This is a genomic window from Streptomyces sp. HP-A2021, assembly GCF_022807935.1.
Classification (GTDB): Bacteria; Actinomycetota; Actinomycetes; order Streptomycetales; family Streptomycetaceae; genus Streptomyces; species Streptomyces afghaniensis.
Window position 1 is genome coordinate 68,901 of sequence record NZ_CP094344.1, and the last position, 21,619, is coordinate 90,519.

12 protein-coding genes and 3 pseudogenes are annotated in these 21,619 nt (G+C 69.7%); 8 read left to right on the forward strand and 7 right to left on the reverse strand.

The window, feature by feature from the left end; translation table 11 throughout:
* The first annotated feature begins 177 nt into the window (after positions 1-177).
* The 4 genes and pseudogenes from MQE23_RS00400 to MQE23_RS43435 all read left to right on the forward strand — a co-directional run bounded on the left by MQE23_RS00400 (position 178) and on the right by MQE23_RS43435 (position 2,887).
* Positions 178-1,038 (forward strand): ATP-dependent DNA ligase, encoded by an 861-nt coding sequence (locus tag MQE23_RS00400; RefSeq protein WP_243377812.1) that lies wholly within the window; start codon positions 178-180, stop codon positions 1,036-1,038.
* Positions 1,039-1,142: 104 nt separating this feature from the next.
* Positions 1,143-1,771 (forward strand): annotated as a pseudogene (locus MQE23_RS00405) (hypothetical protein).
* A gap of 569 nt (positions 1,772-2,340) precedes the next feature.
* Positions 2,341-2,403: pseudogene (locus MQE23_RS43430) on the forward strand (hypothetical protein); the annotation flags it as partial.
* 151 nt (positions 2,404-2,554) lie between these two features.
* Positions 2,555-2,887: a cysteine hydrolase gene (locus MQE23_RS43435; protein ID WP_279345186.1), complete on the forward strand. Its 333-nt coding sequence runs from the start codon at positions 2,555-2,557 to the stop codon at positions 2,885-2,887.
* Between the two features lie 83 nt (positions 2,888-2,970).
* Here the strand turns inward: MQE23_RS43435 and MQE23_RS00415 are convergent.
* Positions 2,971-3,276: pseudogene (locus MQE23_RS00415) on the reverse strand (GFA family protein); the annotation flags it as partial.
* Between the two features lie 839 nt (positions 3,277-4,115).
* Here MQE23_RS00415 and MQE23_RS00420 point away from each other — a divergent pair.
* The 3 genes from MQE23_RS00420 (at position 4,116) to MQE23_RS00430 (ending at position 15,052) form a co-directional block, all read left to right on the forward strand.
* Positions 4,116-5,396, forward strand: a complete 1,281-nt coding sequence (locus MQE23_RS00420; protein WP_243377814.1) for a hypothetical protein — start codon at positions 4,116-4,118, stop codon at positions 5,394-5,396.
* Positions 5,397-5,891: 495 nt separating this feature from the next.
* On the forward strand, positions 5,892-9,173 hold the full coding sequence (locus tag MQE23_RS00425) for a hypothetical protein (protein WP_243377815.1): 3,282 nt from the start codon (positions 5,892-5,894) through the stop codon (positions 9,171-9,173).
* Complete coding sequence (locus MQE23_RS00430; RefSeq protein WP_243377816.1) at positions 9,170-15,052, forward strand: toxin TcdB middle/N-terminal domain-containing protein; 5,883 nt, start codon at positions 9,170-9,172, stop codon at positions 15,050-15,052. The genes MQE23_RS00425 and MQE23_RS00430 overlap by 4 nt, the downstream gene beginning before the upstream one ends.
* A 154-nt stretch (positions 15,053-15,206) precedes the next feature.
* On the opposite strand, the gene MQE23_RS00435 is transcribed toward MQE23_RS00430, so the two are convergent.
* From MQE23_RS00435 to MQE23_RS00460, 6 genes are all read right to left on the reverse strand, one after another.
* A complete protein-coding gene (locus MQE23_RS00435; protein ID WP_243377817.1) occupies positions 15,207-15,614 on the reverse strand; it encodes a hypothetical protein in 408 nt (135 codons plus the stop codon).
* Complete coding sequence (locus MQE23_RS00440) at positions 15,611-15,961, reverse strand: hypothetical protein (protein WP_243377818.1); 351 nt, start codon at positions 15,959-15,961, stop codon at positions 15,611-15,613. The genes MQE23_RS00435 and MQE23_RS00440 overlap by 4 nt, the downstream gene beginning before the upstream one ends.
* Before the next feature lie 516 nt (positions 15,962-16,477).
* Complete coding sequence (locus tag MQE23_RS00445) at positions 16,478-17,092, reverse strand: hypothetical protein (protein ID WP_243377819.1); 615 nt, start codon at positions 17,090-17,092, stop codon at positions 16,478-16,480.
* Between the two features lie 24 nt (positions 17,093-17,116).
* Positions 17,117-17,925 (reverse strand): IS5 family transposase gene (locus tag MQE23_RS00450; protein WP_243377820.1). Its coding sequence is split into 2 segments (ribosomal slippage): positions 17,117-17,575 and positions 17,578-17,925, totalling 807 coding nucleotides; the frame shifts between segments, so codons are not numbered across the junction.
* A 49-nt stretch (positions 17,926-17,974) separates the two neighbouring features.
* Positions 17,975-20,893: a hypothetical protein gene (locus MQE23_RS43440; protein WP_279345105.1), complete on the reverse strand. Its 2,919-nt coding sequence runs from the start codon at positions 20,891-20,893 to the stop codon at positions 17,975-17,977.
* Between the two features lie 16 nt (positions 20,894-20,909).
* A complete protein-coding gene (locus MQE23_RS00460; RefSeq protein WP_243377821.1) occupies positions 20,910-21,290 on the reverse strand; it encodes a hypothetical protein in 381 nt (126 codons plus the stop codon).
* Between the two features lie 166 nt (positions 21,291-21,456).
* Here MQE23_RS00460 and MQE23_RS43445 point away from each other — a divergent pair, with 166 nt between their 5' ends.
* Positions 21,457-21,579 carry a hypothetical protein gene (locus MQE23_RS43445; protein ID WP_279345106.1) on the forward strand — a complete coding sequence of 41 codons (123 nt, stop codon included), beginning with the start codon at positions 21,457-21,459 and terminating at the stop codon, positions 21,577-21,579.
* Positions 21,580-21,619: the final 40 nt, after the last annotated feature.

The following is a 21,619-nucleotide window of genomic DNA, read 5'->3' on the forward strand; positions in this document are numbered from 1 at the left end:
AGCCCTTCAGTCGGCGGGGGCGAGCATCAGGGCGTCGTCACAGAGCCACCCGCCGACGGCCACGTTCACCCGCCTCGCTACCTGGATGATCCTCGACCAGGCCGAACTCCCACGCGCCGTCCGTTGCTCCTGATCGCCGCGAACTCGCCACTGTGGCTGGCACCAACGCGGACCCTCGTGTGGGTTCATCCGCAGACCGCCCAAGAATCCGCGAACCCGTGCGCTTCCGCGTTCGATCTGCTGCGGCTGTCCGGGACCGACACGACCAGCTGGCCGTACCGGCGGCGCAGGACTGCGCTCGAGTCCGTGTTCGCCGCCCGGCTGCTGTCCGCCCCATGGGTGCTGTGCCCGTCGACCACCGATCCGGACACCGTGCGCGAGTGGCTGACGTGGGCGTCGGTCGGGATGGAGGGCGTGCTCTTCAAGCGGCTGGACAGCGTGTACGAGCCCGCGGTGCGCGGGTGGCGGAAGTACAAGGTGCGCGAGACCGCCGAGGCGATCGTCGGCGCGATCACTGATCCGGTGGCCGCCCCCAGCGGTTTACTGCTCGGCAGGTTCAACGACGACGGCCGTCTTCAGTACACCGGACGCACCACCACTCTCGCCCGGGCGGCGAGCAGCACGGTCGCCGGGCTGCTCGCCCCGGCGCGGCGCGGTCACCCGTGGACGGGCTGGTCGTTCTCCGCCGGGTGGGGCAGCCGGGAGACGCTGAACGTCACGCTGGTGGAACCCGAGCTGGTGGTGGAAGTCGGCGTCGACGTCGCCCGCGACGCCTCCGGCCGGTGGCGCCACCCCGCACGCCTGCACCGTGCCCGCCCCGACCTCTCCCCCGCCAACGTCCCCCGCGGGTGGAGGCGCCAGGAGGAAGAACCTCACACCGCGCTGACCAGCCGTGGTCGGGCTGCGTGCGGTGCGGGCGGGAGTCGTGGTCGGCCTCATGGTCGGGGTGCGTGGTCGCCCCGACCATGGCGACTCGGTGGGCGCTCGCAGCGGCTCCGGGCGGGTGATTTTCCTTCGCGTACGCGGGCGCAGTCCTAGCGGTTCCCGTCCAAGTCGCCCATTTTCACTGGCTATTGACATTATTTCATGTGTTCTGTCATTTTCTGTCCGCCGCTTCCAGCGAACGAGCGAGAGGTGATCTCATGCGACGAACCGAGTACGACGAGGGCCAGGCCGCTAAGCGCCTGAAGGTGCCCGCAAGCACCTTCCGGTGGGCCCGGCACACCGGGCTAATCCCGGCCTCGGACGTGTCCTCCTGGCAGTGGTCACGGGCCGCTGTGGAGGCGCTGGACGCCCACGCCATCCGGGCCGCGATGCCCTCCCCACCGATCTCCGGGGGCACGGCGGCGGACCGGATCGCCGACGCGCTCGGCACCCCGAACATGATCGGCGGCCTGCTGGTCGACCTGAGCGCGAACCCGGACGGCACGCTGCACCACCCCGGCCAGGTCGCGGACGTCTGCGCACGTGAGGACCTGGCGGACCTGGTCGCCGCCGACACCCCGCTGGGGCCGGAGCAGGCCGCCGCCCGCTTTGGGGTACGCAGGGTGGAGTTCGATTGGATGGTGCGGCTCGGTTGGGTCCGCTCGCCGCAGTCGATCGAGGTCCGCTTCGGCACCTCGCGGGCCGGGCCGTCGACGTCGCGCTCTACACCACGGCGTCCGTCGACGCGGTGGTCGCCGCGCACCCCGAGGTCGACTGGGAGCAGCTGCGCAACATCGGGAAAGGCCGGCGCTCCCCGCTCGCCGCTCTGCAGCCCGCCCCGGCCTGACCCGGATCGCTGCTGGCGACCCCGGCTCTTCGTCGCGTGCGGTACGGGAGGAGGGGCTGGTGTCGTCTTGCAATCTGCGGGAGCAGTTCACGCTCCCCGTCTCAAAGCCCTCTACCGAGTATGGACTTCACAACTCTGGGCCTGGTCGTGGGCCTTGCCACCGGCCCACTGGCCTTGTGGCTTCGCCTTCGCTGGCGCGTGCGGCAAGAGCAGGCGCGCGGTGCCTACCTCGTTGGTATCGCTCAGGCCCTCACCCGAGGAGGGCGGTTCGACGGGCGGTGCGGGGACGGAACCCGGCTTCGTCTGGTCGTGAACGGGAGCACCGAGCATGAGCGATCGTGAGCCGCGGGAAGCCATGGGCACGGCACAGCCAGCCCAGAGCGCCTCTGTCTTCCCTTCCACCGAAGAATTCGAGGCGTTCTACCGGGAGTTCACTCCCAAGCTGGCCGGTTTCCTCATCAGGCTGGCGAATCGAACCCCGGGAGTACGCGCGGCAGGAGGAGAGGCGCGGCAGGCGGCACGCGTACGAGAGCCTCGACCCGGTGCGCACTGCGCTGATCGTGATCGACATGGTGTCCTTCTTCGTCGAGGCGAATCCGTACGTCCGCGGCGTCGTGCCCAACATCAACCGCGTAGCTGATGCACTGCGCACGGCTGGCGGCCCGGTCGCCTGGGTGCTGCCAGCGAACGAGGCACCACTCGGGAACGTGAGCAGCGAGTTCTACGGACCGACAGTCAGCCAGACGTTCGCGGCGACAGGAGGAAGGTCCACTGCGCTCGCGCCTGTGGCATGCCCTCGACGCCCGGCAAGTCGACCTCGTGGTGGAGAAGACCGCCTACAGCGCCTTCTTCCCCGGACGCTCGCCGCTACCGGGACTGCTGGCGGAGCGCGGTATCAACACCGTCCTCATCACGGGCACACTCACGAACGTCTGCTGCGAATCCTCGGCCCGGGACGCGGCCACCATGGGCCTGCGCGTGCTGATGGTCGCCGACGCCAATGCGGCCCGGCGCGACCAGGACCACAACGCTGCGCTGCACACGATCTACCGGTCATTCGGCGACGTACGGACTACGGACGAAATGCTGGGCTTGATCGGACGGCACCCGAACTGACTACGCCGGACTGGAGGGGTGCCGTGATTCGCCGTCGCCTCCATCTCAGCCGCAGCGCGGGCCGGGAAACGGCTGTAATGCCGCTAGTGGTGGAGCGGGTCGGGGGCGAGGGTTACGGTCATCCAAGGCGCGGCTGACTCGCGGAAGCTGTGCCCGACAGGCTCCAGGCCGCTCTGCTCATTGAGGCTGAAAGTCGTCACCATGATCATGACTGAATCGTCGGCGGCGGAGACGAGGTGGGTCCCGCAGCGCGGGCAGAAGCCACGGTGGAGGGTCGGCCAGGTCGAATACCAGGTCGGTTCCCCTCCGGAGCCGGTCCAGGTCAATTTCTCCCGGCGGAACCCGACCCACGCCACCGCCGGGCCGCCGGCGACGAGCGTGCAATGCTTGCAAGAACAGAGTTCCCTGTCAAGTCCTTCTGTTCAATGCCCGGGTGCCCGCACCCGGGACAGGTTGGAATCAGCCTCGGCGCCTTGCGATCCAGCGGCGCGAGTAACCGCGCAGATCCCGCCTTTCCGCTCGCGCGGCTCCGATCTGCGGAAACATCGGCGGATCCCGCGACGCCACCTTGCCACTTCGTGCTGAACCCGCGCAGAACTCGACGAAGTCGCGCTCCCCCATCCGACATGGATAAGCATTCACTCGTTCGGAGCAGGTAAAGGCATCGATTGGGTGGAAACCGTGGCAGCCTGGACGGCGCGAAGAAGCCTGCGTCTGCCCGCTGTTTGTTTCGGCCAGGAGTTGTGCGGCCGGCCGGCGCAGACACGCGCTCCAGGATCTGGCGCCCTGACACAACGCTACTCGCCCTTCTCGCCTGGGGATTGCTTGGCTCTGGCGGAGGCGCCGCAATCCAGGCCCTCAATCCGAGAGGGCGGAGCTCTCATATGAAGCAGCGGTAAAAGTCCTGTCGATGCAGGACGCGTCGATCAGTAACCTTCGCAACCGCGCGACTGGGCTGTTGGGCACAGCCGCTCTCGCCGCGTCTTTCTCAGCGGGGCTCGGGCTAATTCAGACAGATAAAATGAAGGGACCCCTCTTCCCTTCCTGTGCCGCATATTCACTCTTGGGGATCTTTTTCCTGGTGGGTGTGTTCTCTATTTCTGTGCTCTGGCCGATCAAAAACTGGATATATGCGCCTTCCCCGGCCCTGATACCGGGGAGGCCATCCAAGTTAAACTGGCAAGGGCAGTCGCCAGATGGTTCGTGACGCGTTAGCGAGGCGAGCAGCATGACCTACCCCTATGACATGACCATATGGGGGGAGGACGCGTGGAAGGAGCTCGAGCAGGGGGACCTGGGGATCGTGATCGATCCGCTCGTTTTCCGCGTCGGGCAGTTCTTCCTCGCAGGCAGACCGCAGGACGACTCCGTGGCGGCTGAGCGCTGGGCAGCGATCGAAGACGACATCGACAGCCTGGTCAGTTTCTTCGACCTGGTCGTGATGCACAAACAGGTGCCTGCCTTCAACTACTTCGATACGTTCGACGCATGGCACGACTTCGGCGACTCCCTCGGGGAGCTTGTCAACACGCATGGCGACAAGACCCTGGTGCATGTGGACGTCGAACACCACATGTACCGGCAGGTGAAGAACGCTGCCGTTCATCAGCTCAGCAGCCGGCTTGCTGCCGGGCCCCTGGTGCAGGAGTCAGTCGGCCAGGAGATCCTCTCCACCCTTGCGGCAGTCCAGTACAAGTGGGACCCCAGCCTGGAGACGCTGGAGCCGCAGCTCACCGACCCCGATCAGGCCAAGATCGCGCGGTTCCTGCTCGGGCAGCTGGTCTTCGCGGGCTACGCCCAGCAGACCGGGGCACCTCACCTCCTGGCTCCGAAACGCGGTCGGATGCTGACCGCCGTCGGTCTCAGAGCCAAGGACGCGGGGCCGTCCGCGGAAGTCGCGATCTATCGCGAGCTGAGTCGGCGATTCCGCGATGCGGGCCCAGGATGGCGCGGCGCGGAGTTGCCCTGGACGCCGTCGTTCCTGCCCTTCCTCCTCAAGCGCGTGCAGCGGTACGACGAGGGCCCAGACGTCCTGCTGGATTGCGCCAAGGAACTGCGGGACAAGAGATCGATCGAGGGCTATCGCAAGCTCCGCAAGACGCTGGTGTCCGAGGACTTGGAGAGCTCCGGCGACGCGCGTAGGCGGCTGGGCGCGATGGCGGATGAGGTAGCGCGATTGTTGGACTCGACTCGTCAGGAGTCGGACCTCCAGCGGCCGACTATGGTCGGAGTGACGGCCCAGGTCCTGGGCGCGACGGGCGGCGCGGTGCTGGGGGCCCTGGTCGCGGATCCACTGGGGGGTGCCGCTGCTGGCGCGGCTGCCGGGGCCGTTGGCGCGCAGGCGTTCGAGAAGGTGAACGACCGGCTGTGGGGGTTGGTCATCGAGGGGCTGACGTTTCGCAGCGCGCGCAGGTTGCTCGTCCGGTCTGTGAAGGCGGATTACGCACTGAGGGCACAATTGGTGCCGCAACTGAGAACGGTGTGGGAATCACCCCGGCGGGCCGGCTGAATCCCACATGGGGCCGCTTGGCAAACGGGGCGCGGTCCAGCGGGGTGCAGACCGGGATCACGTCCGGTCCCTGTCAAGTTGATGTGTTCAGTTTCTGGGCCCGCCGACCTAGCGGCCGGCGGGCCCACGCACGCTCGCTGCTCCGCAGTTGTACGGACGTGCCATCAAAGTGGAAGATCAGGCACCACGACTCCCGCGGGTGGGCCGCTGAGTGTGCAGGGTCTCCGGCCATCGCCGTTCCCATCGGTAAATTTTCGTCCGATTTGTTCAACTTTATATCAGGCTATTCGGGTGAAGCGCAGCCGGTAACCGGTCGGCTGCGAACCGCCGCCACACGCTCGATGTCCTTGCCATGCCCTGAGGCCGCTCCTAACTTCGGGGGTAGGAGTCGTCTCCGGGCGGAGGTCCGTGGCTGTGTCGGCTGTGTTGCATGAAGAGAACTTCATCTCCCTCCGTACGTTGCACCCCCGGGTGAGCTGGCGTACGCCGTCCCGGGTGGTTGCGAGCAAGCCTGCGACCGGCGTCGAGCTGGACTATCGAGATCTGCTGTCCGAGGCCAACGAGTGCTATTTCCACCGCGAGTACACGGTGGCGCTCGGCAAGTACTTGCAGCTACGCGAGATGATCTTGCAGCAGAGCCACCCCGAGCTGCCCAAGGTCCCCGGTCTGACGTACGGTTCGCTCCACGGCGCCGACATCATCGACCCCAGCCGCCTGGTGGAACTCAGCCGACGCATCCTCCTCAAGGTTCCGCCCGGTGACCCGGTCATCATCCCCGCCACCTCGGACTGCCTGTTCCGGCCCGACGAGGTCGCCGCCAACCCGGTCTTCGACGAGTTCCGTGAGCTCGGCGTAGACGGCCGGATCGCCGACGCCGCGAGGTTCGGCGCGGCCCGCCAGGCGGCCCGGAAGCTGGCGTTCGACGGTGACGCCGAAGGCGCCGGCAGGTCGGCGAGCAGGCTGGCCGGCGAGGCGATCGACGCCGGCGATCACCGGCTCGCCGCCGAACTCCTCGCTGAGGCCGCCGCGATGATCGCCACCTACCAGGCAGAGGACCGGACCGCCGCCATCAAGTTCGCCGCGTCGTCGTTCAGCCGGGCGGCGAAGCTCTACGGCCTGCTCGGGGACACCCGGGCCGTGGCCGCGATGCAGACCAATCTGCAGAACCTCCGCAAGGAAGCAGCCGACTCCCCGGTCGACTCGCAGGACGGCTTCGCCGGACTGCCGGAGCTCCGGTCCAGCCAGATCTACCTCGCCCCCGACGGCGGGGTTTTCAAGTCCGCTGCCGGTCTGGTGACGACGGTGGCCGGCCGACCGGAGCCCAATCGCACGGTCGGCATTCTGACCGCGGGCACCACCGCGGTCGCCTCGCTGCAGGCCGACAAGTATCAGGACCGCATCGGCCAGCTCTACGCGGACCGGATCTCGGCCACCACGCTGGCCGGGATCGAGTGGCAGGAGGCCATCGCGACGACCTTCGTCGCCTACATCCCACACCTCTTCTTCTACGTGCTGCCGCTGGCGATCGCGGACACATACGCGGCGCTGGGCCAATACCGCTCCGCGTTCGACGGCTACACCGGGGTCCTGTCCTACCCGTCCCTCAACGAGAACCTCGAGGCGGCCAACCTCTGGCAGCGGATGGCGAGTGTCCAGCTCCGCTGGGGCGACGATCTCTTCCGGCGGGGCGATACCGCGGGTGCCCTGACGCACTACGAGACGATCGCGGTGCTTCCGGGGACGGTGCCGGCTGCGTCGCCGCTCTACTCCCCCGCGGCGTTCGCCGTCTCGAAGGCGGCCGCCGCGCAGGTACTCGCCCAACTCACCGGACAGCCGGCTGGCTCGGTCAACCCGAGACTGGCCCAGCTGGTCACCGCTGCGTTCACCCAGCTCACCAAGATCGACGCCGGGCTGAACTTCCTCGGCCTGTCCGACGACTTCTACCCGGTCGGGCGGTTCCGCTCGCTGCAGGCCGCCGCCAATTTCTTCGCCGACGCCGCAGTGACGGCGGAGCGCACGTTCATCCAGTTCCGCACCCAGGCCGAGCAGCAGAAGTTCGAGCGGCTTCAGCTGGAGAGCGCCGTTCAGCTGAACGAAGCGGCACTCGCCATGGAGAACGCCAGGCTCGCTGATGCGGCCCTCGATTCGAAGGCCGCAGCCCAGACGTTCGCGCTGACCCAGCAGCGCCAGGCCGCCGCCCAGGCCAACCTTGCCGACTGGGAGACCCTCGGCGTCGAACTCACGTCCATGGACGCGGCGCTCGTCTGGGCGGCCAACGCGGCCAACGACCAGAAGATCACCTACACCGGCGTGCAGTACGACGGTGCACGCCACGACTACAGCGGCGACGTGGAGGACTTCTTCGACCAGGTCGGCGAGAAGCGCGAGTGGGTGAACTACGAGATCCAGCACAACCGGATCGAGCGTCAAGTCCTGGAGGCGGCCCACGAGGTGGCCATCGCCCAGACCCGCGCGCAGCAGGCCGAGGTCCGCCGACAGGTGCAGCAGCTGAACCTCCAGCTCGCCGACGTCCGCCTGCAGGGAGCGCAGCAGGTCCTCGCCTACACCGAGCAGCGGATGTTCGGCGAGGACCTGTGGTTCCGGCTCGCCGCCGACCTGGAGGATCTGGCTCGCAGCAACCTGGACATGGCCATCGAGGCGGCGTTCCTCATGCAACGCGCCTACGACCTCGAGTTCGACCGCGACCTGCGGCGCGTCCGCCTGGACTACGGGCTGTCTGGTGCCGCGGGCGGCGGCGCGCAGGGGCTGCTCGGTGGCGACTTCCTCAAGCGGGACATCGCCTCCTTCACCGAGGACTACATCACCCATGCGCGCAAACAGAACCCGATCCGGGCCGTGCTCTCCCTGCGCGAGGAGTTCCCCCAAGCCTTCAACGCCTTCCAGAGCACGGGCAGACTCGATTTCCACACCGATCTCGAGTTGTTCGACCGACGCTGGCCCGGCACGTACCGGCGCAAGGTGAAGCGGATCGAGCTCTTCGTCCAGGGCCTGATCCCCAGCGACGGCGTGCGCGGCACCCTCGCTCACTCCGGAATCTCCACCGAATGGCGCTTCGTCTCCGGGGCGTGGACCAAGCACACCCGGGTGCTGCCGGCCGACACCATGCTGCTGTCCAGCTACCAGTATCGGCGGGACCTCGCCGTCCTGCAGCCCCCCGAGGACCTGCTCGCGCTGTTCGAGAACCTCGGGCCGCAGGGCAACTGGTCGCTCACGCTCCCCGGTTCGGCGAACGACCTGGACTTTTCCTCGATCAGCGACATCGGGCTGGTCTACTACTTCGACGCCGATCTCGACCTATCGCTGGCCGCGCACACCAGAGCGCTCTACGGCGACCAGGGGGCCCGCTCGTTCGTTCTCTCCTCACGCTTCCAGTACCCCGACGAGTGGTACCGACTGGACGCGGAGCGGTCGGTGGATTTCGAGGTGCTGACCGAGCGCCTGCCGCGCTTCGTCACCCAGCCTGCTCTCTCGGCCTTCGCCGTACGGCTGGTGCCGACGGCCGGTCAGCCCGCCCCGGTGGGCCTGAGCCTGACGGTTACCCGCGCCTCGGACGCCTCCAGCATCACGGTGGTGACCGAGGCCGGCGGGGCGGTGATCGGAGACGGCACCACGATGGCGCCGTTCACGGCCTGGCAGGGCGCGAGCCCGGCGGACACCTTCACGGTCGCCTTCACCGACGGCGCTCCGCCGGCTGGCCTCGCCGATGTGCAACTGGCGATCTCCTACGGCTTCACCTACCGCGCGGACACGCCGTGAAGAACGGCGTCGACAAGGTCTCCCGACCACTGCCGGGCGGTGGCGGCGGCGTCCGGAGTATCGGGGACGACTTCCGGCCCAACTTGGCGATGGGGGGCGGCTCGTTCCGGATCCCCTTCGACCTGCCGCACGGACCGGGCGGCGTCACGCCGAAACTGGAGCTGCTCTACCACACTGGGCTCGGCAACGGCCCGTTCGGCATGGGCTGGAGCCTGGCCGTACCGTTCGTACAGCGGCGGCGGACCTCGCCGTTCACCGCGCCAGGCGTCGACTCCTTCACCCTGTCCGGTGCCGAGCCGCTGATCGAACTCCCGGACGGCCGATTCGCGCCCGGGTGTGGCACCGCCCCGCAGTTCCTCGAGCGCCTCGGAGACGGCTGGACCAGCACGACGCAGGAACTGGTGACCACGACCTTCGGGACACGGCCGGACGCGCGGATCGAGGGCGAGGTGGACGGCGCCCACCGGGTCGTACGCTGGCTACTGGACACCGTCACCTTCGCCAACGGCGTGCAGGCGCACTACGACTACGAGGAGCATGACGGCGAACAGCGGCTAGCGGCACTCCGCTGGGGCCGGTTCACCCTCTCGCTCAGCTACGAGGCCCGGCCGGACCCCTCGACCTCGTACGAACTCGGCCTGCCGCAGCAGTCGGTGAGCCGCTGCACGGCCGTCGAGCTGACCCACACGCCGAGCGGCGGCGCTGCGGTGCTGGCGCGGCGCTGGGAGTTCGCTTACAGCCAGGCAGCGGCCGTGGGTACCAGCCTGCTGACCAGTGTGCGGCTCGCGGCCTGGCACGAAGCGGATGGCGCGCGGGTGCAGACCAGCCTCCCGCCGACCACCTTCGGTTACACGGCCTTCGACCCGGCGAACCAGCGGCTGCACCGGATGCGGGCCGCCACCGTCCCGCCGCCGCCGCTCGGGGACGAGACCACGCTGTTCGACTACCGGGGAACGTCGCTGCCCGGCGTGCTGCGGCTCACCGACGACGGTGCGACCTGGTGGGAGAACCGCGGCGACGGGAGCTTCGGCGCGCCGGAGCCCATCAGGGCACTGCCCGGCGGGGTCAGCCTGGCCGACGACAGCGTGCGCTTCGCAGACCTCACCGGGAACGGCACCGCAGACCTGATCCGGGCCGCGGACTCGGGCTCCGGGCTGGGCGGCAGCTGGTGGGAACACGACCCGGTCACCGGCTTCACGCGGGCCAGGCAGCTGAGGCTGGCGCCCGGCTTCGGCACAGCCGACGGTGGCGGGGTCTTCGTCGACCTCGACGGCGACGGCATCGTGGACCTGCTGCTGTTCGACGAACGCGGCCCGCTCGGATTCTTCAACGACCGCGGCCGCGGGTGGAGCGGCCCCGTCGCGTTGCCCTGGGGCGATGCGCCGCGCGGAATCGGCCGCGACCGCCGGCTGCGCCTGGCCGACATGAACGGCGACGGGATGGCCGACCTGGTCCTGGTCCGCTCCCGCGGAGTCGTCTACTGGCCGGGGCTCGGGAACGGACGGTTCGGCCCACCGGTGGAGATGGGCGGAACTCCGGACTTCGCTGTGGCCGACCCGGACCGCGATGTCCTGGTCGCCGACATCGACGGCGACGGAACGGCCGACCTCATCCTGCTGCGCGCCGGGTCCACGGTCGTACACCTCAACAGCGGCGGCCGCACGTACGGACCGCCGATCACCCTCAACCGCACGCCCGCCCTGGCCGGTGACCGCACCCTGGTCGCGGACCTGGCCGGCAGCGGCTGCGCAGGGTTGGTGTGGACGATGCCGTCCGTCTCGGGGGCCGGTGGCTACCTGTGCCTCGACCCGCTGGGTGGTACCAAGCCGTACCTGCTCTCCCGGGTGGACAACGGCTGCGGGCGGGTGACCGAGATCAGCTACGGCACCTCAAGCGCCGAGCGGGCCCGCGATCTCGCCGCCGGGCGCCGCTGGGACGGCTACCTCCCGTTCCCGGTGCACGTCGTGCGGCAGATGGACACACGGGACACCGTGACGGGGCAGCAGGCCAGCACCCGGTACCGCTACCACGACGGGCACTTCGACGGGGTCACCCGACAGTGGCTGGGATTCGGCGACGTGGAGTCCGACGAGACCGCGACCGGCCACGAGCTCGCCTCCCGGCAGCACCTCTACTTCCACAACCAGGTCGCGACGGCCAACACCCCGGCATTCGTCGCCGGCCGCGGCCAGCCCTACCGCACCGACGTCGTGGACCCGGCCACCGGTGACATCCTGCAGTCCTCCCGCTCGGATTGGGACGCCCTGCCCGCGGACCCGGCCCACCCGGAGGCCGGCGCCTGGCTCGCGATCGAGCGGTCGCGCAGCGCCACCCGATTCCATGATGGGACGCCGTACGCCACCGACTCCGTGACCTACGAGCACGACGACGCGGCCAACATCGTCGTCGAGCACCGCCGCGGCCAGTGGACCGACCGGGACGGGGCTACCCATGTCGACGAGCTCGTCACCCGCACGACCTTCGCGGTCCATGCCACGCGGGGCATTACCGGTTTCCCCGCCCGGCGACGGCACGGCGACGGCACCGGACAGGTGCTCAAGTCCTTCGACTACCACTACGACGGTCCGGACTTCACCGGCCTGCCGCTCGGCCAGGTGGAGCGTGGATTCCTCACCCGGCAGACGGAACTGGCGTTCACCCCGCAGCTGCGAGCGGCGGCCTACGGTGACGTGCCGACCGCGGTCGCCGGGCTGGTGGGCACCGCACTGGCAGCGCTCTACCGCACGGAAAGCGATCCCGATCTGGGTGAGGTGCTGCTCAAGGACATGCGCCGGTTCTGCCTGGACGCGCTCGGCAACCAGGTGGAGACCATCGACGCCCTCGGCCACCACGTTAAGGTCACCTACGACGCCGACGGCGTGTCACCGACCTCGATCACCGACGGCGGAGCCGCCCGCCCGGTGGAGTTCGACCCGGTCGTGCAGCAGGCCACCCTGGTCACCGATGCGAACGCGCACACGGTCCGCACCAAGTTCGACGGACTCGGCAACGTGATCGCCGTCTGGCGCAGGGACGCCGACCCCGCCCGCCCGACCGAAACGTACACCTGGAACCGCAGCACCGTGCCGACCGTGGTCGAGCAGGCGGTACGGGTGCAGCCGGGAGACGCGCAGCCCGGCTGGGTGCAGCGCTCGTACTTCGACGGCTCCGGCCGGGCCTGCCAGGTGCGCAGCCGCACCGCCGACGGCCGGTGGGCGGTCGCCGCCGCCGACATCCTGTCCATCCGCAACCGCACGATCGGTGCCACCGCCTCCTACTTCGACGACTTGCCCGACTTCGCCGCCGTACCTGCCGCCGTGGCGACCCGCGACTCCTCGTACGACGCCGCCGGCCGCCTGATCACCGAGGAACTGTACGGCGGCGGCCGGACCCACTATGCCTACCCCGGCGCAGAGACCCACTTCCACGACCCGCTGACCGACCCTTCGGTGAGCCCCACTCCGCCGCCGTCCCGGGCCAGCCGGGCCGACGCGTGGGGCCAAGTGGTGGAGATCGTCGAGCAGGACACCGGACAGCAGGCAGTCGAACGGCGCGAGTACGACGGGCTCGGCCGCCTCAGAAGGGTGGTCGACCCCACCGGACGCACCGCGCTGGCAACGGTGTTCGACGGCTGGGGAAACCGGGTGCGGATCGACTCGGCGGACCTGGGGACCACGTGGCGGGTGCTGGACGCGCTCAACAACGAAGTAGCCCTCATCGACGCCGACGCGCGGGTGGTATGGCGCACCTACGACGAGCGGGGCCGACCGCTGGAGACTCGCGATGGTGGGCCGACCGGCCCCCTCGAGACCACCAGGAGCTACGACGCCGGACCGGGCACCAACCTGACCGGACGCCTCGCGCGAGTCGAGGGCACGTTCGGAACAGTTGCGTACTCGTACGACGCCGAGGGCAACGCGGTGCAGATCGAGCGCACCTTCACCGGCGACCCCGCGACGTACACCGTCGGCTTCGGCTACGACACCCAACGAAACGTCAGGTCGGTGCGGTACCCGGATGGCCGGGTGGTCGGCTACGACTACACGCCGGACGGCCGGCTGCAGTCGATCGACGGCGTCATCACATCCGTCGAACACGGCGCCGACGGCAAACGGACCGCCGTCACGTACGCCAACGGGCTGCGCACCGACCGGACCTTCAGCCCTGGCGACGGTCTGCTCACCGAACTGGTCACCCGCAGCAGTGACGGCACGGCCTACCAGCACCTCGTGCACACCCTAGACTCACTCGGCCGGGTGACTCAGATCGACGACCTGTCGACCGTCGCGGGCAAGGTGCGCAACAACCAGACCTTCGAGTACGACGACCGCAACCGGCTGATCCGAGCCACGGGCGCGGCCGGCTCCGCCGGGCCGTACGACGTGCACTACCGCTACGACGTCCTCGGAAACCTCGTCGACGGCGAGACGTTCACCACCATGGTGCACACCGGCGACGGAGCCGATCCGGTGCACCCCAACCGACTCGTGCGCCGGGGCACGGCAACCACGCCCGAGTACGGGTACGACACGTCTGGGAACCTGACTGCCGGCCCCGAGCTCGGCACACTGCACTACGACGCCCACCACCGGCTCGTCCGGGTGGAACGCCCCGATGGCACCCGCGTCCGCATCGACTACGACCACGACGGCCGCCGCGTGGCCACCCGAATCACCGCACCGGGCGGCCCAACCCGGACGCGCCTCGAGATCGAGGGCGTGTTCGTGGTGGACGACGCCGGAACCACTGCAGTGGTTTTCGACGAGGACCGCCGACTGGCGCTGCTCCCCTCGCACGGCAACGGCCTGCTGCACCACACCGACCGGCTGGGCAACATCAACGTCATCTCCGATCTGGCCACCGGCGCCTTCGTGGCCAACGACGAGCACACACCGTTCGGCGTGGTCACCTCGTCCGTCCTGATCGCCACCCACTACACCTTCCAGGGCGCGCTGCTCACCGACGGGCTGGGCCTGGTGCTGCTGGGCGAACGCTGGTACAGCCCGGAGTTGGGACGGTTCCTCACTGCAGACCGCTGGCTGGCCATCAACCAGGACCGGCTTCCCGGCATCATCGCCGCCACCAATCTGTACCTGTACGCGCTGGACAACCCGGCCAACTACGTCGATCCGTCGGGGCGGCTGGCCTTCCTCGCCATCCTGTTGATCGCCGTCGTCGTCGGCGCGGTCCTCGGGGCGATCGGTGCGGCGATCAACGGCGTGCAGACCTGGGACGAGTTCCTGCTGTGGGTGGTGGGCGGGGCGATCGGCGGCGCCCTCGCGATCTTCTGCTGGACCGGCATCATCCTCGGTGTCTCGGCACTGTTCGGCCTCGGTGTCAGCGTGGCCACCGCAGCCACCATCGGCCTGATCATCTTCGGGACGGCGGGCCTGCTCGGGGCGGTGGTGAGCCCGCTGCTGGACAACACGGACAGCCCGGTTGCGTGGTTCTTCAGCTTCCTCATCAAGTGGGTGCAGTCGCCGATCCTGACGACCATCGGTCTCATCGCGGCGCTCGGTGTGGCACTGGGGCGCGGGAAGGTGGACTTCCGTCGGGGAATGCTGTTCATCGAGGTGGGCCACGGCGGCGGTGCTCTGACACTCGGTGCCGTGGCGTGGACTCAGTCTGGTCGCTTCAACCCGGACGGGACCGTCCCGGACGCACTCGCCCGGCACGAGTCCACACACAGCCGGACCGTGGCGGCGATCGGCGAGCTCGGTTTCTACTTCACCTACGCCACGATCGGCGCCATCTGGGGCGTGGCGGAGGGCGGCTCGTGGAACGACCTCAACGCCGCCGGTTGCGGCAACCCGTTCGAGAAGACGGCGCACACCTTTACGGGCGACCCTGCCACCGCACGCTCCACCAGCGACTGCTGAGGACCGCTGTAGCCGGACAACCTCACGTTCCGTGGCCGCAACAGTGAACGTCTGGCAATCCAGGCGACGTCGGAGCGGAACGCGGCCAGCGCGGCCTCCAGGTCCAGGCTCCGGCGGCTGCGTGAAAACGGCTTCGACGAGGGGGCAGGTTGAGTCAGGCGCCGTTCGGGCGGAGAGGGACGACGTTTCCGGGGGCGGTTTTGTCCTGGCCCGTGGATTTACGGAGTATGAGGACGGCGGCCGCGAGGACCACCTGCTCCGCTCGGTGCCGGGACTCGGCCTCGGCAGCCCGGGATTCCTTGAGGGCCCCCTTCAGGCGGACGACTTCTTTGCGGAGCCGCTTTTCGACTTCCGGCGTCTGGTGCGTCTCCGCGCGCACTCGCGCGTAGAACTCCTCCTTGAGGTCGGCGTGGCGCTTGTGCAGAGCCATGCGGTGAACATCCGCTTCTGCGGCGAGGGCGACCGCGGTGAGGCTGCCGTCGGAGCGTGTGGGCTGGCCAGCCAGGAGGCGGTCCATGGCCGCGCGGATGCGGGCGCGCTCGCCGTCGTGCTGCTGGTTCATGTGAGACCCTCCGGGGCCGTGTGTGCGGCGACGGTGTGGGCGTCGGCGAGGCCGCGGAAGCGGTTGGCGGTCAGGCGAAGCCGGTCTCCCAGAGGCTGGGGCACGAGGGCTGCCTTCGCATCGAGCCGATCAGCGTGCTCTCGTGCCGCCTGCGCGTGACTGTCGGTGCGGACCGCGTTGCCGCAGCCGAGCTGGCAGGCGAACTGGTTGGGTGCCGTCGCCCCGGAATCCGGGTCGCACAGCGCCGTGTCGCGCTTGAAGGCACAGATGAGGAAGGAGTCCGGGTTGTCGAAGAGTACGAGGCCATCGCGCGCGAGGAACTTGGCGGCGGCCTTCGGGGTGGTCAAGGCGCCTTCGAAGCTGGGGAGCGAGGTTGCTCCGATGAGAGCCCGTCGAGCGGCGGGACCGGAGATCTTCTCGCCGGCCGCAGCAGCGTCGCGCAGCCGTGCTGCGGTCTGCGCGGCGGCGAGAGCGGTCTCGACGTCGAGCTCCCCGTGGAACCCCCCGGCGACCGCGGTTGCCGTAGCCGGTCGAGGTGCGGGCGTCCAGGGCGGTGCGCATGTGTCCGTACTGGATGGCGAGAGCGACCAGACCGCCGGGGCGGCGGGCGATGTGCCAAGCCAAAGTTCTGCGCAGACGACTCAGTCCAAGGTTGCCGTGCGGGTCCTCCGGCACCATCTGGGCGTCCAGGCCCTGGGCGGTGGCCTCCTGGTTGATCCACGACACGAGATTCTCGACGCGGCGGTCCAGCGTGCCCCGCTTCAGCGCACCGTGGTGCTTGCGCTGGGAGACGACATCGTGGTGGGTGGAGCTGAACAACAGCTCGCCCTTGGGGACTATGCGCTCCAGAACCCGGATGGCGTTCACGACGGGGTGATCGCGACCCAGGGGACGGCGCGCTCCTCACCAGCGGAGATGTGGTGGCCGTCAGAGTCGCGGACGTTCTTGTAGTGGTGGGCTCGGATCAGATGCCGCGGCATGGAGCCGTCGGGGTTCGGTTGTGGGTCCGGGCAGCAGCCGGACCGCAGCGACCGCGCCTCCTGGGGGCGCATCCCGGTCAAGTACAAGATCACGATGGCGGCGGCTGTGGCCAGGTGACGCACCAGAATCGGCGTCTCCTCGTAGTCCATGAACTCGCGCCAGGGCCGCCCCTCGATCCGGCCCGTCACCGGCACCTGCATCGGGCTGAGGCCGGGCCACCGGGCGGCGAGCGCACGGAGCCCGCGCCGAGTAGCGAAGTCGTGGACCTGGTTCCAGCTGGCTCCCGTGACTGCCGCGACGTAGTGGTGGGCCAGGGTGATGCCGTGCTTTCGGCTCACGGTGGCGGGCAGGAAAGCGCCGGAATCGACCAGCGGCTGCAGGTAGTTCTTGACGGCTGCCAGACCTCCTCGGGTGCTCGGGGTGGCCGTCACGCGGGCGTGCATGCGGCGGCGCTCGGCCCAGGCGGCCAGGATGTCGTCGGAGAAGTCCTCGACCATGCGGATCGACCAGGAGAGGCCATTTCATTTGGTCAGTCTGCGGTGGCATATGAGGGTCGCGGCGATGGCGGTGAAGGCGAGGAAGTGTTCCGGCTTGCGCTCGTAGCGGCGGTGGAGGCGGCGGCAGCCGGACAGCCAGGACACGGTCCGCTCCACGATCCAGCGGTGCTGGCCCAGGCGGCGGGATGACTCGATGCCCTTGCGGGCAACGCGGTGCCGGATGCCGCGAGAAGCGAGCCATCGCCGCAGGTGGCGGTAGTCGTAGCCCTTGTCGCCGTGCAGCTTGCCGGGCCGTCGGCGTCGCGGGCCGCGACGTGAGCGGATGGGCGGGATGCCACGGACCAGCGGGATGAGGGCCTGGCTGTCGTGGAGGTTGGCGGCGGAGATACCGACCGACAGGGGCAGCCCCTGGCGGTCGACGATGAGGTGGATTTTCGATCCCTTCTTGCCGCGGTCGGTCGGATTCGGTCCCGTCAGCTGCCCCCTTTGAGGGCCCGGACGCTGACGGAGTCGATCGCGCATCGCGACCAGTCCAGCTCACCCCGGGCACCGAGCTCGTCCAAGACCAGGCGGTGCAGCTTGGCCCACACCCGGGCCTCGGTCCACTCGGTGAACCGCCGGAAGGCGGTGACACCCGAAAGACCGAATCCCGGCGGCAGTTGGTTCCAGGTGCAACCCGAGGTGGCCACGAAGATGATGGCGGCCAGCACCTCGCGGTCCCCTCGCCGACGGTGCCCTCCACCCTGCGGGCAAACCGGCGCCGGCGGCACCACCCGCTGGAACAACGTCCACAGGTCCTCCGGCGCCATCCGCTCGACAAGCGCAGCAGTCATCACCCCAGACTGCCGCAAGATCACGCCAACTGAAATGACTTCTAAGCATTCATGCACAGCGGTCTCCGCCGGATTCCTCGCCTGAGGCAATCTCCCAGCGCTCCGCAATGGAGCCATCCGGCTCCCATCCGAACCCTCGCAACCTCTCGCTCTCCTCCTCCCGGCCTGACTCCTCCAGCAGCCGGGCCACTTCTCGCAGGGCATCGGGGTCGCCGGCGTCGGCGGCGCGCTGGTACCAGGCGAGCGCCTCCTCCCGGTCCGCCTCCTCCAGCAGCCGAGCTACCCCCAACGCGAGGGGGGTGCCAGCACGGGCGCGGGTCTGCAGCCAGGCGAGCGCATCCTCCCGGTCCCCCTGCCCCAACAACCAGCTGGCCTCCCTCAGCAGCTTGGCTATCTCCCGCAGGGCGAAGGGGTCGCCGGCCTCGGCGCGGGTCTGCAGCCAGGCGAGCGCCTCTCCCTCGCGGCCCGCCTCCTTCAGCAATCGCACCACCGCTCCCGGAGCGAAGAAGTCGCCGGCCTCGGCGCGGGTCTGCAGCCAGAGGAGCGCCTCTCCCTCGCGGCCCGCCTCCTTCAGCAATCGCACCACCGCTCCCGGAGCGAAGAAGTCGCCGGCGTCGGCGGCGCGCTGGTACCAGACGAGTGCTTCCTCCTCCCGGCCCACCGTCTCCAGCAGCCGCACCGCCTCCTCCAGGGCGTCGTGGTCGCCGGTGTCGGCGCGGGTCTGCAGCCAGGCGAGCGCCTCCTCCTCCCGGCCCGCCTCCTTCAACAGCCGCACCGCCTCCCGCAGGGCGTCGTGGTCCCCGGCGTCGTCGTCGGCGGCGCGCCGGTACCACGCGATTGCTTCCTCCTTCCGGCCCACCTCCTGCAGCAACCAGGTCGCCGCCCGCAGGGCGTCGTGGTCGCCGATGTCGGCGCGGGTCTGCAGCCAGGCGAGCGCCTCCTCCTCCCGGCCCGCCTCCTTCAGCAGTCGCACCACCGCCCCTGGAGCGAAAGGGTCGCCCGCGTCGGCGGCGCGCCGGTACCAGGCGAGCGCCTCCTCCTTCCGACCCGCCTCCTCCAGCAGCCGGGCCACCCCCTCCAGGGCATCGCGGTCGCTGGCGTCGGCGTCGGCGTCGGCGGCGCGCCGGTACCAGGCGAGCGCCTCCTTTTTCCGACCCGCCTCCTCCAGCAGCCTGGCTCCCCACTCCAGGGCATAGGAGTCGCCGGTGTCGGCGCGGGTCTGCAACCAAGTGAGTGCCTTCTTCTTCCGGCCTGCCTCCTCCAGCAGCCCCACGGCCACTCCCAGGGCATCGCGATCGCCGGTGTCGGCGCGGGTCTGCAGCCAGGCGATTGCTTCCTCTCTCCGGCCTGCCTCCTCCAGCAGCCACGCCGTCCTCCGCAGGGCGAAGGAGTTGCCGGCGTCGGCGGCGCGCCGGTACCAGGTGATCGCTTCCTCCTTCCGGCCCGCCTCCTCCAGCAGCCTGGCCGCCTCCCGCAGGACATAGGGGTCGCCGGTGTCGGCGCGGGTCTGCAGCCAGGCGAGCGCCTCCTCCCTCCGGCCTGCCTCCTCCAGCAGCCCCACGGCCACTCCCAGGGCATCGCGATCGCCGGTGTCGGCGCGGGTCTGCAGCCAGGCGAGCGCCTCCTCCTCCCGGCCCGCCTCTTCCAGCAGTCTCACCACCTCCTGCAGGGCATCGGGGTCGCCTGCATCGTCGGCGGCGCGCTGGTACCAGGCTTCTTCCTCCTGGCCTGCCTCCTTCAGCAGTCGCAGCGCCTTCCACAGGGCATCGGGGTCGGCGCGGGTCTGCAGCCAGGTGAGCGCTTCCTCCCCGCGGCCCGCCTCCTTCAGCAATCGCACCGCCTCCCGTAGGGCATCGGGGTCGCCTGCCTCGGCGGCGGTGCTGTAGAGGCGGATCGCGATGCGGAACAAGCCGCGGTTGTGTGCTGCGTGGGCGAGGGTGGTGCGGTCGGTGGAGGCGGCGTGGTGGATGAGGGCGTCCCACAGGGCGGTGGGGACGCGGGGGGTGCTTCTGTTGTCTCGGCCGTGTTGTTCGAGGTAGTCGGCGAGGCGGTAGTGGGGCTGGGCGGATGCGGTCTGGCCACGTCGGGGGCGGATGCGGGTGAGGGGGCCGCGGGCGCCGCGCAGAGGCTGGGCGGTGTAGGCGAGGGCTTGATCGAGCCAGTCGTCGTCCAGCAGGTCCCACTGGGTGTCGGTGAGGTAGCCCTCGGCTGCGTCCTTCAGCAGTGCCAGGGGGAGGGCGAGGCTGTGGCCGAGGCGGCGGGCGTCCATGGCAGCCTCGATCAGCGCCTTCGCGGCCGGGACTGCATTGTTGTACCGCTCGATCAGGGCGGGGGCGCCGGCCAGGTACTGGGTGATCTGCCCCTGCTCGGCGTGATCGGCGGCGTACGCCAGCCGTGGGTCGTCCCGCGCCTTCTCGGCCAGGGCCTCAAGGCCGACGCTGGTGAAGGCCGGCGGGACGGGCAGGTCGTGACCGGTCAGCAGGGCGCGGGCCTGGGCGTGCGGGTCTCTGGTGCCGGAGTCGGGCGCGGTGACGAGGGGGGACCAGTACTTGGGCCAGATGGTGCCCAGCACCAGCACCGGTGCCCGGCTGGAGTCGCGCAGGAGCGCGCGGAGTCCGGCCGCGACACGCTCGCCCAGATCGCTGGCGGGGGTGAGGAGGTAGTGCTGGGCTTCGTTGAGCCAGACCACGGTACGCGGTGCGAGATGCTCCAACTCGGCGAGGGCGGCCTCGGGATGGCTGGGGTCGAAGGGGTGCCACAGCCGCCACCCGCTCGGCAGAGTGTGGACGGCCTCCCAGCAGGCCCGGGTCTTGCCCGTGGACGATTCTCCCACCAGCATCACCAGACGGCTCGCCCCGTCTGCAACCTCTCGCGTAATCCCGCGCAGCCGGGTGTCGTGGTCCCTCTCGATGTAGGCCGGCAGCACCGTGCCGTCCTGCCGGGGGCCGGTTTCGATGGCTCGGTGCACTTCCAGGGCGAACGGGTCAGTGAACTCGGCGACCGGCTTTCCCCGGGGGGATGGCCGTATGTGCCTGGATCCAGCGGTCGCGTACCCGTGCTTCCAGATCGTCCGCGTCCCAGGAGGCACGGCGGGCGAGCACGACCGCGACAGAGACCGCATCGGCCTGGCTGGCGGGAATGTCCGGTGCGCTGATGCAGCGGCGGATGGTGTCTCTACTCGGAGCCCCTGGTAGTGCGTCGTCGGCGGCGACGGCCACCGTGATCTCGTCCAGGCTCGGGCAGCCCGCCGCCACGTACGCCCCGTAGAGCAGGTCCTTCAGCTCCCGCAGCGGCCCCGGCGCCACGCGCGCCCGCTCCAGCCTCCGCGGGCGCTTCACCGGACCGCCCCCCATGTCGCCACTCATCGCACCATCGTCCCCCAACCGGCCTCGCACGGGGGCCTGAACAGCACAGATACCGCACCGTGCCGAGGGTCTGTCGCAACTGGGAGTCGATCTCGGTACGGGGTTCACCGTGAGAAGCGAGCGGGCCGACTGCCCGGCTACTGATCGCTACCCCCGTGGAGGACCGATGCCCCGCAAGCAACTCACACACCGCGAGCGCCTGGCCCTGATCTGCGCAGCCCTGGGCGGCCTCGTCTCCGGCGCCGCCCGCGCCGTGGCAGCCTGGCTGCTGGACCGGCTCCAGCCGTGACCCGATCCGGCCCTCCTGGGCGCACGCCCGCAGGGAAAGC